The sequence below is a fragment of the Thermobifida sp. genome (genome assembly GCF_017577275.1).
Lineage (GTDB): Bacteria > Actinomycetota > Actinomycetes > Streptosporangiales > Streptosporangiaceae > Thermobifida > Thermobifida fusca.
The window spans coordinates 609,408-622,431 of record NZ_PITY01000020.1; the positions used below are offsets into that span (position 1 = coordinate 609,408).

A 13,024-nucleotide genomic window follows, 5' to 3' on the forward strand; every position below is an offset into this window, starting at 1 on the left:
CGTGGCGGGAAACGGACTGTCCAGTAAGGTTCGCCGCCCGGTCACGCGATTGCCCGATGCGCGTCGGGAGCGGGCTCTAAGCTGAGCTGCGCTGCAACGATCCCCGGGAGGAGTAGTGACGTCGCACCGGGCTGTTCTTCCGAAAGCACCTGCTCCCCGCCTACTCGCGGGGTGGCTGGCCGTGGCGGCGGGCGCGCTCACCGCGGTCACCTGGCAGGTGATCGTCGGGGGCCCGGTGACAGCACTGGACTGGCCGGTCCACGCGTTCGTCGACCCGCGCCAGCCGGAAGGGCCGCTGCTGTGGGCCGCGGTCGCCACGGCCCGGTTGGGACAGCGGCTGATAACCATCCCGCTGCTGGTCGGGTTGGCGATATGGGCGATGCGGCGGGGACGCGGATGGCGCCCCCTGGGGGCGGTGCTGACCGGTCTCGGGTCGCTGGCGGTGCTGGGCACGCTATTGAAGGTGGGGGTGGGCCGCACTCCCCCGGTGCTTGAAGTGGACACCGTCTCCCCGGGTGCGGGCAACATCGCGGCCTGGGTGTACGCCCTGCTCGTCCCTGGCGCGCCCCCATTCGACGGGTATGTGTCGTTTCCTTCCGGGCATGCGGCGAACGCGGCGCTCACCTACCCGTTAGCGGCCTGGCTGCTGTTCAGCGCCAACGGAGTGTTCCCGCACGCGCGGCGGCTGCGGTACGCGTTGGGCTGCTCCCTGCTTCCCGTGGCGGCCGTGGGCGTGCTGGTGACCGTGCTGGACTACCACTGGCTCAGTGAATCTGTGGCGGGCTGGCTGCTGGGCGCCGTAGTGCTGCTGGTGGCGCTGCTGGTGCTGGAGGCGCGCACCCCCGACCGCGCGGCTCCCCCGCACCAGCACGCCATGAGCCAGGTCATGGCGGACGAACCCCCAGGAAGCGGTTAGTCTGCTACCAGGTCGGTCCGTATGGGGTCTGTGGAGGAAGAGGCATGTTCAACATCGGGGCTGGTGAGTTCCTCGTCCTGAGTGTGCTCGCTCTCCTCATCTTCGGCCCCGACCAGCTTCCCAAAGCGGCGGCGCAGGCCGGGCGCGCGCTGCGGCAGCTCCGGAAGATGGCCGACAACGCGAAGCGGGACATCCGCGAAGGTTTGGGCCCCGAGTACAAGGACTTCGACGTTGCCGACCTCCACCCGAAGCGGTTCGTGCAGAAGCACTTCTGGGAAGCGGTCGATGAGGAGGAGTCGTCGCTGAGCGTGTCGGCCCGGTTGAACGGCCGCCGCCCGCCGTTCGACAACGAAGCGACCTGACCTCGTGCGCTGCTGCTCAGCCCACCATGAGCAGGATGAGCACGACCACGGACAGCACCACCGCGGAGCCGATGATGACGGTGAGGGAGCTCACCGCCGCGGCAAGCACTTCCACGGCGAGCGTGCCGCAGATGAGCGCGGCTGCCCACGGCCACCGGGGCGCGGGATCCCAGTCGTAGAGCCGTTCCCGGTAGAGGGTGATGAGCAGGGCGATGCCCAACGCCAGCCAGAAGAGGACGTGGCCGGTGAGCCGCACGCTGACCGGAAGGTAGTCGGCGCTGCCCGCCGAGCACATCACGTAGAGCGTGGTTCCGCTGATCAGGCCCCAGCGGCCTTGGGGGCGTTCCGGGCGGATGGTTTTGACCCGGGCGGGGGTGGTGCGGCGGAATTCCTGTCCCGGCTCGGGGGCGGGTTCGTGGGGGACGGTCGTGGACTCGGTGGCGGAGGATTCCTCGGCGCGGGGTGAGGGGTCTTCAGCGGGGTAGTAGCCGCCTTCCTCATACTGTTTCGGCCTGTCTGTCACGTCGCTCCTTCCGTTTCTGGCCGCGCCGCAGGCGGACGGCGGTTCAGGGCGCCGCCCGGTCCGTGGTGGTTCCTGCCGAGAATTCGCCTGGAAACATGACCCGGGGACGTGACAGTCAATCCTCAGTTACCCGCGGACAACCTCAGCCACCGGTGTTCGGGGCAGGCCACGGCATCGCCGCGGGTAAAGACACGGTGTTCTCTTCAGCGGGGAGCGTGGTTACGGTCTCCCGTTTCCGGGGTTCGGTCACTGCCGTTAGGAAGCCGCGTGGTGCTGCAGGGCTCCCACACAACCGGCGCCCGGTGCCAAGGCACCGGGCGCCGGAGTCACAGCTAGAGAAGCGTGGGGTTTACCACCACGTCCAGCCGCGGAGGATGGTCACCACGCCGTCGTCGCCGTCGGCGAGAGCGTCAGCCACGTCGTCGACGATCTCGACAACCTCGGTGCCCAGCCACCAGGTCCAGCCTCGGAACTCGGTGCCGGGCGCGTCAGCGGACGCTGTGCCAGCGGATCCGAAAATGACCGCAGCCGTCAAGGCGGCTACTGCGCAAATCTTCTTGATCACAATGCACCCTTCGGTTGTTACTTGCGTCCATCCCCGTGACACAAGATGGCCCATAAGGTGCGAAATACACAATACCCAGAAGGATCACTTTTCTTCGCATCATCCCCATTGGGATTCTTCGCCGACATACTCGCCATTGCACCGCCATCCCGGCAGAGAACACGGAAAAGTCCACGTCAACGGCGGTCTATGCTTTCTCGGCGTGCACAGAACGTGGTCGCAGTGACACGTGGCAAGGGCACTACTGACCGCGTCACCCGCCCCGCAGCACAGGTGCTCAGTGCCCCGCACCCGTCGCAGACTTCGGTTCCGAAACTATTTTTCCCAATAGGGAACTCTTTCCTTTGCGAAAGAGGCACAAAGCAGAGGTTTCGGTACAGGACTTCGGTGATGTTCTCGCTATCCGCAACCTTTCCCCTTTGCCGTCCGCCGCAGCTCTCTACGCCCTGCTCACCACAGCGAATTCCACACTGTTTCCCCAGGCTGTGGACAAGCGCATTCCCCCACTGGCGCGCCTGTTGAGACAATGCCCACACCCTGCTGCGGCGCGGCGGAAAAAGAAAGATCCCGCCCCACCCAGCGGTGGAACGGGATCTGCTGTGGAGCTAAGGGGATTTGAACCCCTGACCCCCTCGATGCGAACGAGGTGCGCTACCGGACTGCGCTATAGCCCCTTGCTTGTACGTCACGTGAGCACGTCACGTACGTATAAGAGATTACCAGCTTTGGAACGCTGCTTCGACCAGCCCGCTCCTTCCCCGGCCCAGGGTTAGGACTCGGGCCCGACCACTCACCAGCGTACCCTGCCCCAGACGAGCCAAGACCCGCCACCGGGCACGGCCACTACCGCCTCCCGGCTCCGCTTGCTGCCTCAGTCCCCCGCCGCCCGACGCTGCGCATCGGTGTACTGGTCGTAGACCTGGTTGCGTTTCAACTCCACAACCCGGGCCCGGCGGGCGGCTTCCGCGGAACGCCGCGCCCGCTGCCGGGCCTGGCGACGCGCCATCATGGCAGCCCGCCGCTCCGCGTCCGCCTTGGCCGCCTCACGCAGCAGCACCACGTGTCCCGCCATGAGCAGAACCGGAGGGACCAGCACCCACCACGGGCCCAACCCCGCCGCCACCGCAATCCCCGTGCCGACCAGCAGCAGCGCCAGAGCAGCGGTACGGCGACGGCGACGCGCGATGATCCGCGCCCGGCTGACCCGGTACGGCCGGGGAGCGACGGGCGGCGGCTCAGCCCGAGCGGCGTGCTCGGCGTCCGGCTCGGTGTCCTCCTCGTCCTCGGCTTCCCCCTCACCGCCGGAAGCCTCGGACAGCTCCTCATCGACCAAGTCGCGGCGCAGTCCTTCGGCATCCGGGTCCGCGGCGTCGCGGCGCAGCAGCATCGGCACGAGGACCAGGATCCACACGGCCACGATGGCCAGGTAGAGAGGAGAGCTACTCACTGCCCCTCCTCGTGTCGCCGATCCGTGAACGCCGCTTGGCGTTGCCTCCGCGTGCCCTCCGGTGCCGGGTCCATGGGGTGGCTCACCCCATAAACGGGCGGCCCGCAGGCAACGACGAGGCCCCCTTGGGAGCCGTTCTGCCCGTCGTCATCCTGCCGTCCCCCACACACCGCATATACACCACACTGTCCGCATCACTGATGCGTCTTCTTCGCACCGTACGACCCGGTGTCCAGGAATGTGCGGTATTGGAACCGGAGTGTCGTGAGATCTATTCTTGTCCCCTATCTCCGAACCATGCTCCCATCACGGAAATCGCTGGTCAAAGACGACAGGACAGAAAGCCTCCCAACAGATACGGAGAGTAGCAAACGGTTGGTCACCACGCCCGGAATTCACACGCTCCGTTTTCCCATTCCGGGAACGTCGCTTCTCTTTCACCCTCGTCCGTTTCGCCCCACCCCAGGGGGTTCAGTGAGGGCGGTCGGGACGGCCTGGTGACGCTCCGCGCGTCTTCTCCGAAACGGTATCGCCCCGCTGTTCTCGCACCTTCCTCCACCGAGCGAGCAAACCGCCCGGAACGTCCTCGACGGTAAGGGCGTAACAGAGATGATCGCGCCACTCACCGTCAATATGCAACTGACGCTTACGGAGCCCTTCCTCACGAAAGCCGAGTTTCTCCACGACCCGCCGGCTTTTGTGGTTCTCCGGGCGGATATTGGCCTCGACGCGGTGCAGCCCCACCGTGAAAAAGGCATGGTCGACCGCCAACGCGACTGCGGTAGGCATCACACCCCGCCCGGCATAGTCGCGGTCAATCCAATAGCCGATCTGCGCAGACCGCGCCGACCCCCACGTGATCGCCCCCACCGTGATCTGGCCGATGAACCGGCCCTCCCAGGTGATAGCCCACGGCATCGCGATCCCCTGCCGGGCCTCCCGGCGGATGGACTGCACCATGGCCACATAGGCGAGCAGGCTGTCGCTCTGCGGCGGAAGTTCTGGATGGGTGGGCTCCCACGGGCGCAGCCATTCACTGTTGCGGGCCCGGGTCTCGCGCAGCGCCGGAGCATCACGCAGCCGGAGCGGACGCAGGACAACCTTCCCCTCCGCTAACGACACCGGCCAACCACGCATCCGTCTCACCGTTCCTCGCACCACCCGACAGAGTCCATCATCCTCCGCCGCGTCCCAAGGCGGGAAGACGCGACAGGGCTTCTCTCTACCCCGGGCTATGCGTGGTGGTCACCGCCCCGGAGCTGAGCGACCGCGTGGCCGAGGATCGGGCCGAGCACCGCCATACCGTCACGCACCCCGCCCACCGAGCCCGGCAGATTGACCACGAGCATGCGATGCCCGCCGCGCCGGGCCACCCCCGCCAGTCCGCGGGAGAGCACCGCCGTCGGGACACCCTTGTCGCGCCCCGCTGCACGCAGCGCCTCAGCCAGCCCGGGGATCTCGTACTCCAAGAGCGGCCGGGTCGCCTCCGGGGTGCGGTCGCGTGGCGCCAAGCCGGTGCCCCCGGTAGTCAGTGCCACATCGTAGCCTTCGGCCAGTGCGCGGCGCAGCGCCTCGGCGACCGGCAGACCGTCAGGCACCACCCGCGGGCCGTCCACCACACACCCCGCCTGCGCGGCGAGCTCGACCAGCAACGGGCCGGACCGGTCCGGGTACTCCCCTGCCGCAGCCCGATCCGAGACAGTGATGACCACGGCACGGGGGGCCGCCGCAGTCATCCCGACCGTCTCCACTGGCCGGTTTTCCCTCCGGTCTTCTCCTCGACCCGCACGTCGGTCACCACCGCTTCCGGGTCGAGGGCCTTGACCATGTCGATCAACGCCAGCGCCGCCGTCATCACACAGGTCAGCGCCTCCATCTCCACCCCTGTGCGGTCCGCGGTGCGGACCGTCGCCCTGATGTCGACGCCGCGGTCCACCACGGTCAGCGCGACATCCACCCCGTGGATCGCGATCGGATGGCACAGCGGGACCAGGTCGGGGGTGCGCTTGGCTCCCTGGATCCCGGCGATCCGGGCCACGGCCAGCGCGTCGCCTTTCGGTACCGCGCCTTCCCGCAGCGCGGCCACCGCGGCAGGCGACAGCAGTACCCGGCCGGTGGCGACAGCGGAGCGGGCCGTGACCTCCTTGCCGGACACGTCAACCATGCGTGCCGCGCCGGAGGCGTCCAGGTGGGGAAAACCAGGAGTCGATGGGTGGGACATGCGGCGGCCAGTGTTCTCTTGGGTGGGGATACCGTGGCGAAGCTTACCGGTGGGGCAACTGGATCGCCTCGACGACACTGCCTTCCGGGAGTTCCGTGACCTGCTCCGGCACGACGACGAGCGCGTTGGTCTTCGCCAGCGCGGACAACTGGTGCGACCCCTGCTGGGCCACGGGCAGCGCCGTGTAGGCGACCTCTTCGCTCTCGATGTCGTAGTCGAGGACCGCGCGCAGATAGGAGCGCCTGCCGCGGGGCGAGGACGTGATAGGAGCGAGCAGCCGGGCCCGGACCGACGGAAGCTGCTCCTGGGGCAGGCCGCTCATCTTCCGCAGCGCGGGCAGCACGAACAGGTAGAAGGAGACATAGGAGCTCACCGGGTTTCCCGGCAGCGCGATGATGGGGATGCTGCTCTCCCCCACAGTGCCGTACCCCTGCGGCATCCCCGGCTGCACCGCCACCTTGTCGAACTGGACCGTGCCGAGCCGCGACAGCACCTCTTTGACCGCGTCGTGGGCGCCCATGCTGACCCCGCCGCTGGTGATGACGATGTCGGCCCGCACCAGGGCGTCCTGGATCGCCTCGAACACCTGGTCCGGGTCGTCGCCCACGAACCCGTACCGGTAGCCCTCGCATCCCGCCTCGATAGCGGCCGCGGTGAGCATGAAGCTGTTGGACTCCCAGATCTGGCCGGGGCTGAGCGGCCGGCCCGGTTCGACCAGCTCTTCACCGGTGCCGAGGACCACCACCCGGGGCCGCGGGTAGACCGACACCGAACGGCGGCCGACCGCGGCCAGCACCGCCACCTCCGCCGGCCCGATCCGGACCCCGGCGGGAAGCACCTCGGTGCCTTCCTTCACGTCGCTTCCCGCCTGGCGGACCGCGTGCCCGGCCTCGACTGCACGGTGCACGGCCACCTCGGCCACACCCGCGTCAGTCCACTCGACCGGCACCACCGCGTCCGCGCCCTTCGGCAGCGCCGCCCCGGTCATGATGCGGGCACAACACCCGACGGGGATGGCTGAGGCGAACACGTCCCCCGCGGGGATGTCCGCGATGACAGGCAGCGTCACCGGGGTCTGCGGAGTAGCCGTGGCCACGTCGGCAGCGCAAACCGCATAGCCGTCCATGGCGGAATTGTCGAACGGGGGAAGCGAGAGCTCCGCCGTTACCGGTTCAGCGAGTACCGCCCCGTGTGCCCGCAGCAGGTCCAACTCGATCGGATCGGGTCGGGACACTACCGCCAGGATGTCGCTGACGTGCTGTTCGACGCTTTTCATCGACTTCCCCCGCCGGATCGTGATCGTTTCGTTCGGTTACCTGGTGGAGTCTGTCGCATACCTCGTCAGGAAGTCACGCAGCCACGGCACGAACTCCTTGGCAAGATCCGGACTCTCACAGGCGAACTCCACCACGGTGCGAAGGTAGTCAAGCTTGTTCCCGGTATCGAAGCGTTGACCGCGGAAAAGCACACCGTGGACCCTTCCTCCCCCATTGGAGCTGCGCTGGGCGAGTTCCCGGAGCGCGTCGGTCAACTGGATCTCCCCGCCGCGTCCCGGTGGGGTCTTGCGCAGCACTTCGAAGATCTCCGGGTCGCAGATGTAGCGGCCGATGATCGCCCAGCGGCTGGGCGCCTGGTCCGCCGGAGGCTTCTCGACAAGGTCGGTGACGGTCACGACGTCGGGCTCGTCGGTGGGTTCGATCGCGGCGCACCCGTACAGCGAGACCTGGTCGGGTTCCACCTCCATCAGGGCGATGACGCTGCCCCCGTAGGTCTGGCGGACCTCGATCATCCGCTGCAGCAGGGTTTCCCGCGCGCCGATGAGGTCGTCGCCGAGCAGGACCGCGAACGGCTCGTTGCCCACGTGGGCGGCGCCGCACAGCACCGCGTGCCCCAGGCCGCGCGGTTCCCCTTGCCGCACGTAGTGCAGTTGGGCGAGGTCACTGGGGTGGCGCACCGCGTTGAGCCGTTCGATGTCACCTTTGGCGCGGAGGGCCTCCTCCAGTTCGTAGGCCCGGTCGAAGTGGTCCTCGATGGAACGCTTGTTGCGCCCGGTGATCATGAGGATGTCGTTGAGCCCGGCGGAGACCGCCTCCTCCACTACGTACTGGATCGCCGGCTTGTCGACGATCGGCAGCATCTCTTTGGGCGTGGACTTAGTGGCGGGGAGGAATCTCGTCCCCAGTCCTGCCACGGGAATGACCGCTTTGGTCACCGGAGTTACAGAGTGCTGTTCATCTGTCATGTTCCGCACGATAAGACACTGCCGCGTCTGAAACGCGTCATCCGCACTTGACGGCGTTTCCCCTTTTCTGCCGCCCCACCCGTCTTGTCGGCCTCGGGATGCTGCCGGTGCGGTCCCGTGCCGCTGGCAGACTGGGTGTCCATGGACACGGGGCAGAGCAAACGCGAGCTGCGGCGCCGCATCCTTGCGGCGCGGCGCGCGCGTTCCGCACAGGAGCGGGCCGCGGCCGGGCTGCGGATCCGCGACGCGGTGCTGGAATTGTGCGCGGCCACCGGCTCCCCCACGGTGGCGGCCTACTACGCGGTGGGCAGCGAACCGGACACCCGTTCCCTGGTGGCTGCCCTCGCGGCGCGCGGGCACCGCGTGCTCCTGCCGATCGTCACCCCCAGCGGGGACTTGGACTGGGCGGTCTACACCGGGCCGGAGTCGCTCGCCCCTGCCGGGCATGGCCTGCTCGAACCGACCGGGACGCGGTTGGGGGCGGATGCGGTCGCCGAAGCCCGGGTTCTGGTCTGCCCGGCGCTGGCAGCAGACCGTGCGGGATACCGGCTGGGCCGTGGTGCGGGCTGCTACGACCGGGTGCTGGCGGCTGCGGGAGAGCAGACGCTGTCACTGGCCGTGGTCTACGACGACGAGCTGGTGGATGCGGTGCCGGTAGAACCGCATGACCGACCCGTCCGGGCAGTCGTGACTCCGGGACGCGGCATAGTGTGGACACATCACCGATAAAGTCACCACTCAGACAAACTGTCTGAGCCCTCACCTGGCGCAGCGGGTGCGCGGCGGATACCGCCTAGGGGCCGCGGAGGAACGCCTCTGACCACCGCGGTTCATCCCCCGTTGTCACGATCACATGGTCAGACAGCGTACTATTTAGCAGTCGTCGGGTGAGAGTGCCAGCTAGGAGGGCCCGTGCCTACGTACCAGTACGCTTGCACCGAATGCGGCGCCGATCTTGAGGTTGTGCAGAGCTTCAGCGACGATCCGCTGACCACCTGCCCCAAGTGCCAGGGCAAGCTCCGCAAGGTGTACTCGGCGGTCGGCATCGTGTTCAAGGGGTCGGGTTTCTACCGCACTGACAACGCGTCGAGCTCCAGCTCCTCGCTGTCGTCGTCCTCGAGCAGCGCCAAGGCCGACTCCTCCTCTTCGGGCTCTGCTTCGTCGTCCAGCGACTCCAGCAAAACCACTTCCGCCGCCTGACCCTCGCGCCGATACGCACTCCGCACCTCGTCACTGAGGGCCGCTCCGTGCCGGGAGCGGCCCTCACCGTGGATCAGGACAGCCGGACGCGGGCAGTGCCCACTGTGTTCCTGGACTGGGACAGAACGGCAGCCTCGCGATGACGGTTCCTGGCCGGGAGTGTGCCCGTCCAGGAACTGGGTTTAGGCGGGCGCGTAGGTGAGGCAGTCTGCCTGGTTGGCGTCGAAACCGATGTTGATGGCCGGGGCCTGGCATTCGAACTGGACGTTGTGCCGGCAGTTGGCCATCTTGCAAGCTCCCACGTGGCCGACCGTGCTGGGGTCGCCTCCCTTGGCCTGGATCGGCAGAAAAGTGTCGCAGTATGCACTGGGCTGATTCCCCACAGTGATCGCCAGTGCGCGGCAGGTGCTGTCAGTGTTGTAGGCGCAGGCCTCCGCCTCACACGAGTTCACCACGGGCATTTTCATCGCAATCCCCCCGGAGCTTCGACGACGCATCAGAGCTCGCCCAGACATCCTGCCCTGATATCGGGTGATTACGCTTTGCACATCCAGCTTTCGACGAAGTCTTGATCGCCGGTTGGCGAAAACCTGCTGTCCGGAGAGGAGCGCCGGTCCCGGGGTGCGGACTCGCCGGGGCCCGCGGTCGTTTTCCGGACTCCGGGGGTTTCCACGGAACTTCTGCCTGTGGAAACCTTGCGTCGCGCCGTAGCGGGCCACCTAGCGTGGTCGGCCATGAAGCTCTTCTCCACCACTGCCCGCCGCCCGTTCTGGGCACGTTGGCACCGCTGGCGCCGACTCTTGGCCGCAACAGCCGCTGCGCTGGCCGCGGCCGGGGCACTGCTGGTGCTCCGTCCCCCTGCCCCGCCTGCCGTGGAAGTGCTGGTCGCCGCCCATGACCTGTCCGGGCTCGTCCCGCTGACCGACGCGGACACGGTGGCCCGCAGCATCCCCGCCGCTGTCGTCCCTGACGGGGCGCTGGCCCCAGGTGATCCCGTGGCGGGGAGGGCACTGCGCTCACCGGTGCGTGCCGGGGAGATCCTCACCGAGGTGCGGCTGGCGGATCCGCCCGCCGCCGGGTACGGCGCCGACCTGGTGGCGGCTCCCGTGCGCCTTGCCGACCCCGGGGCGGCCGCGCTGCTGCGTCCAGGCAGCCGTATCGACGTGCTTGCCGCTGCTGGCGACCCGCTGGTGGTCGACTACCCCGGACCGGACACGGCCCGCAGGATTGTGCGGGACCGGCCGGTGATCACCGTGGTCGCCGAAGACGATGCCGCGCACAGCCTGGGGACTCTCATCGTGCTCGCGGTCACCGACGAGGAGGCGCAAGCGCTCGCCGGGCACGCTGCCGACCGGCTGTCGATTGCGATCCGCGGATGAGGCGGTGGCTGTCTGCTGCCCCGCGTCGCCTCGGCTGCTCGTGCCGTCTGCCCGCGGCTGATCAGGCGGAACACGGTGACGGCAGCCTGCCGTAGCGGGGCCGCCGTCACCGTGTCGCGGGCTGTCCTGCTAGGAGGGGTCGTACTCCCAGTGCCAGGGTTCGAAAGGATTGGAGTAGGCCCACGCCGGGTGGAACCAGTTGTATTCGCCAGCGTGTGCTTCCAACCAGTTGAACTGGGGCGACCCCTGGTTCTGCACGCCGCCGCACAAGTCGACCGCCAAGCCGAGGCCGTGGTTGCTTGTTCCCGGCACTGCCGCGTACCCCGGCGGCTGCTGGGCGTAGACGCGGTGCTGGTTCTGCAGGTCCCGGTAGGAGCTGGTCACGCACATGTCGGTGCCGAACTCCTGGGCGTAGGCCTGGTTCATGCGCAGGAAGTCCACGGCGGCGTCGGCACGCAGGTAGTGGCCTTCGACGTGCAGCTCGCACAGGGAGTCGCTGGGCAGCAGCCCGTTGGGGGCGCCTATCGCCTTCTGGGCAGCACTGGGGTCGCACTCCACCCCGGCCATGTAGGCGTCGACAGAAAGCCCCAGGTCCTCGAGTTTCTTCGTCAGCGCTTCCGTGCTCTCTTCCGACTTCTTCCGCAGCTTCTCCAGCTCGTCTTCGAGCTCCACCCGCTCCAACTGGGTCTGCGACTGGAGTTCCTGTGCTCGGCCGGTCAGTTCGATCTGCTCGTCGCGGAGCGCATTCGCCTCGTCGAGGAGCTGCTCCTGGTCGTAGGAGAGTTTCATGACGTGCGACTCGGCGCGCAGGTCGCTCTCCACCGAATCGGACGCCAAGAAACCCAGCACTCCGACGTCGGGCTGTTTGTAGAGCGTGATGGCGAGTTCGACGAGGGGGACCCGCATGTCTGCGATCCGGCCCTCGATCTGCTGCAGTTCATGCAGCGTCTTGACCAGTTCGTCCTGCGCTTCTTCGAGCGCCTCTTGCCGCTTGGTGTACTCCTCGGTGGCCTGCTCCAGCTCCTCCCTGGCCTGTTCGGCTTCCTCCCTGAGGGATTCCAGTTCTTCGTTGTCGGCGTAGGCGGACGGCAGCGCCACGAGGTTCACCAGCATGAGGATGAGGGTGAACACCGCGGTCACCACAGTCCGCGACCGGGATCTGCCGTTCGAGACGGACGGTGTCCCGTTCCTCGTCGCGCGGCAACGACTCCGCCCGGCATCGAGAACGAACGGCACGTGGCTCCTCCGCTGCCTTGGCTCTGCTGGTTCGCGTGACCGGGTCGCACCATACTCCCAGACCGTCCAGGTCATGGCGTCGCAGCGACAGTCCGCACGGTCGGGTGCCCCTGTTTGCGGGTAGAGCACGAGCCCGACATTGTGCTGCTCAGAGATGCGTTCGGGGGCGCGACGCGGATCCGCCCCAGGCACACTCGTCTCAGGGACGCCACTCCGCCACAGCGTGTGGCAGACATCACCTGGCAGTCATGACAACCTGATCGATACGAAGATTACTCAACGATTAGCCCTGCTTGCCCCTTCCCTGTCACCCGCCGCATCCGCTCGCCGGTTCCGTTACTCTAGAAGTGTCCGGCCTCATAGCTCAGGGGACAGAGCACCGCTCTCCTAAAGCGGGTGTCGCAGGTTCGAATCCTGCTGGGGCCGCCAGTCTGCGCCACATCCGGAGCCCTTCCGCTCGGGTGTGGCGCTTGGTGTATCCGGGGTGCTCTCTGTCCGTCCCACGCGCCCGTGACTCCGTGAGGGATTCCATAGGCGGGTTCCGCGTGGTGTTCCTCACGCTACTGCGGCCGCCAGCTCCCCCATTCTCCAAAAATCGCACAAATCCTCTAGACATCTATATTTCTGAATTCTTCCAACAGACAGCACAAATCTAAAAAACCACACAATCCACACATCGCTCTTTTATGGAGCAAATCTCCCTCCTATCGCCTTCCACCCACTGGACTCCGAGAAATTTAATTCTCAAAGCGAAAACCGTTTACTGACACGGCTTTCCGCGCATCTTCGCAGCTCCGAGGCTGTCTCAGCGAAAAAGTTTTCCGTCGATCCGGTTACTTTTCGACCACTGTCTGGGTAGCCTCATTGATTGCCGGGACCTTTGCAGAACACCTAGGAATCCGCCCTCAAAACCCGGATATTCCCCCTCAAGCG

The 13,024-nt window shown here is 67.1% G+C and carries 15 protein-coding genes and 2 tRNA genes; 6 read left to right on the top strand and 11 right to left on the bottom strand.

Annotated elements, in window-relative coordinates:
• The first annotated feature begins 115 nt into the window (after positions 1–115).
• Positions 116–916 (top strand): phosphatase PAP2 family protein, encoded by an 801-nt coding sequence (locus CW348_RS07685; RefSeq protein ID WP_104612643.1) that lies wholly within the window; start codon positions 116–118, stop codon positions 914–916.
• A 44-nt stretch (positions 917–960) separates the two neighbouring features.
• Positions 961–1,278, top strand: coding sequence for a sec-independent translocase (locus CW348_RS07690; protein WP_011290828.1), 318 nt, complete (start codon positions 961–963; stop codon positions 1,276–1,278).
• Between the two features lie 16 nt (positions 1,279–1,294).
• Here the strand turns inward: CW348_RS07690 and CW348_RS07695 are convergent, their stop codons facing one another.
• The 9 genes from CW348_RS07695 to galU all read right to left on the bottom strand — a co-directional run bounded on the left by CW348_RS07695 (position 1,295) and on the right by galU (position 8,276).
• Positions 1,295–1,801: a hypothetical protein gene (locus CW348_RS07695; protein ID WP_011290827.1), complete on the bottom strand. Its 507-nt coding sequence runs from the start codon at positions 1,799–1,801 to the stop codon at positions 1,295–1,297.
• Positions 1,802–2,150: 349 nt separating this feature from the next.
• Positions 2,151–2,366 (bottom strand): hypothetical protein, encoded by a 216-nt coding sequence (locus CW348_RS07700; RefSeq protein WP_011290826.1) that lies wholly within the window; start codon positions 2,364–2,366, stop codon positions 2,151–2,153.
• Positions 2,367–2,966: 600 nt separating this feature from the next.
• Positions 2,967–3,040 (bottom strand) — tRNA-Ala (locus tag CW348_RS07705).
• 197 nt (positions 3,041–3,237) lie between these two features.
• Positions 3,238–3,813, bottom strand: coding sequence for a hypothetical protein (locus tag CW348_RS07710; RefSeq protein ID WP_287463287.1), 576 nt, complete (start codon positions 3,811–3,813; stop codon positions 3,238–3,240).
• Positions 3,814–4,284: 471 nt separating this feature from the next.
• The gene (locus tag CW348_RS07715) at positions 4,285–4,950 is read right to left on the bottom strand and encodes a GNAT family N-acetyltransferase (RefSeq protein WP_011290824.1); all 666 of its coding nucleotides are present in this window, start codon (positions 4,948–4,950) and stop codon (positions 4,285–4,287) included.
• Positions 4,951–5,045: 95 nt separating this feature from the next.
• Complete coding sequence (locus CW348_RS07720) at positions 5,046–5,549, bottom strand: molybdenum cofactor biosynthesis protein B (protein WP_011290823.1); 504 nt, start codon at positions 5,547–5,549, stop codon at positions 5,046–5,048.
• Entirely contained in the window at positions 5,546–6,034 is a 489-nt protein-coding gene (moaC, locus tag CW348_RS07725; protein ID WP_011290822.1) for a cyclic pyranopterin monophosphate synthase MoaC, read from the bottom strand. Before moaC ends, CW348_RS07720 begins: the two co-directional genes overlap by 4 nt.
• Positions 6,035–6,077: 43 nt before the next feature.
• Positions 6,078–7,310, bottom strand: a complete 1,233-nt coding sequence (gene glp, locus CW348_RS07730; protein WP_011290821.1) for a gephyrin-like molybdotransferase Glp — start codon at positions 7,308–7,310, stop codon at positions 6,078–6,080.
• Positions 7,311–7,346: 36 nt separating this feature from the next.
• Positions 7,347–8,276 (bottom strand): UTP--glucose-1-phosphate uridylyltransferase GalU, encoded by a 930-nt coding sequence (galU, locus tag CW348_RS07735; protein ID WP_011290820.1) that lies wholly within the window; start codon positions 8,274–8,276, stop codon positions 7,347–7,349.
• A gap of 141 nt (positions 8,277–8,417) precedes the next feature.
• Between galU and CW348_RS07740 the strand changes: the two genes are divergently transcribed.
• Positions 8,418–9,005 (top strand): 5-formyltetrahydrofolate cyclo-ligase, encoded by a 588-nt coding sequence (locus CW348_RS07740; RefSeq protein ID WP_038043197.1) that lies wholly within the window; start codon positions 8,418–8,420, stop codon positions 9,003–9,005.
• A 183-nt stretch (positions 9,006–9,188) separates the two neighbouring features.
• Positions 9,189–9,476 (top strand): FmdB family zinc ribbon protein, encoded by a 288-nt coding sequence (locus tag CW348_RS07745; RefSeq protein ID WP_011290818.1) that lies wholly within the window; start codon positions 9,189–9,191, stop codon positions 9,474–9,476.
• 182 nt (positions 9,477–9,658) lie between these two features.
• Here the strand turns inward: CW348_RS07745 and CW348_RS07750 are convergent, their stop codons facing one another.
• Entirely contained in the window at positions 9,659–9,943 is a 285-nt protein-coding gene (locus tag CW348_RS07750; protein ID WP_016188140.1) for a DUF1540 domain-containing protein, read from the bottom strand.
• Positions 9,944–10,210: 267 nt separating this feature from the next.
• On the opposite strand from CW348_RS07750, the gene CW348_RS07755 reads away from it, so the two are divergent.
• Positions 10,211–10,855, top strand: a complete 645-nt coding sequence (locus CW348_RS07755) for an SAF domain-containing protein (RefSeq protein ID WP_104612655.1) — start codon at positions 10,211–10,213, stop codon at positions 10,853–10,855.
• 129 nt (positions 10,856–10,984) lie between these two features.
• Here the strand turns inward: CW348_RS07755 and CW348_RS07760 are convergent, their stop codons facing one another.
• A complete protein-coding gene (locus tag CW348_RS07760) occupies positions 10,985–12,091 on the bottom strand; it encodes a M15 family metallopeptidase (RefSeq protein ID WP_011290815.1) in 1,107 nt (368 codons plus the stop codon).
• Positions 12,092–12,444: 353 nt separating this feature from the next.
• Between CW348_RS07760 and CW348_RS07765 the strand changes: the two genes are divergently transcribed.
• A tRNA-Arg gene (locus CW348_RS07765) sits at positions 12,445–12,520 on the top strand.
• Positions 12,521–13,024: the final 504 nt, after the last annotated feature.

Excerpts from the sequence above, each read along its gene's own strand:
- CW348_RS07690 (WP_011290828.1), top strand. The coding sequence starts at position 961 with ATGTTCAACATCGGGGCTGGTGAGTTCCTCGTCCTGAGTGTGCTCGCT.
- CW348_RS07715 (WP_011290824.1), bottom strand. The coding sequence starts at position 4,950 with ATGCGTGGTTGGCCGGTGTCGTTAGCGGAGGGGAAGGTTGTCCTGCGT.
- CW348_RS07720 (WP_011290823.1), bottom strand. The coding sequence starts at position 5,549 with ATGACTGCGGCGGCCCCCCGTGCCGTGGTCATCACTGTCTCGGATCGG.
- moaC (WP_011290822.1), bottom strand. The coding sequence starts at position 6,034 with ATGTCCCACCCATCGACTCCTGGTTTTCCCCACCTGGACGCCTCCGGC.
- glp (WP_011290821.1), bottom strand. The coding sequence starts at position 7,310 with ATGAAAAGCGTCGAACAGCACGTCAGCGACATCCTGGCGGTAGTGTCC.
- galU (WP_011290820.1), bottom strand. The coding sequence starts at position 8,276 with ATGACAGATGAACAGCACTCTGTAACTCCGGTGACCAAAGCGGTCATT.
- CW348_RS07740 (WP_038043197.1), top strand. The coding sequence starts at position 8,418 with ATGGACACGGGGCAGAGCAAACGCGAGCTGCGGCGCCGCATCCTTGCG.
- CW348_RS07750 (WP_016188140.1), bottom strand. The coding sequence starts at position 9,943 with ATGAAAATGCCCGTGGTGAACTCGTGTGAGGCGGAGGCCTGCGCCTAC.
- CW348_RS07755 (WP_104612655.1), top strand. The coding sequence starts at position 10,211 with ATGAAGCTCTTCTCCACCACTGCCCGCCGCCCGTTCTGGGCACGTTGG.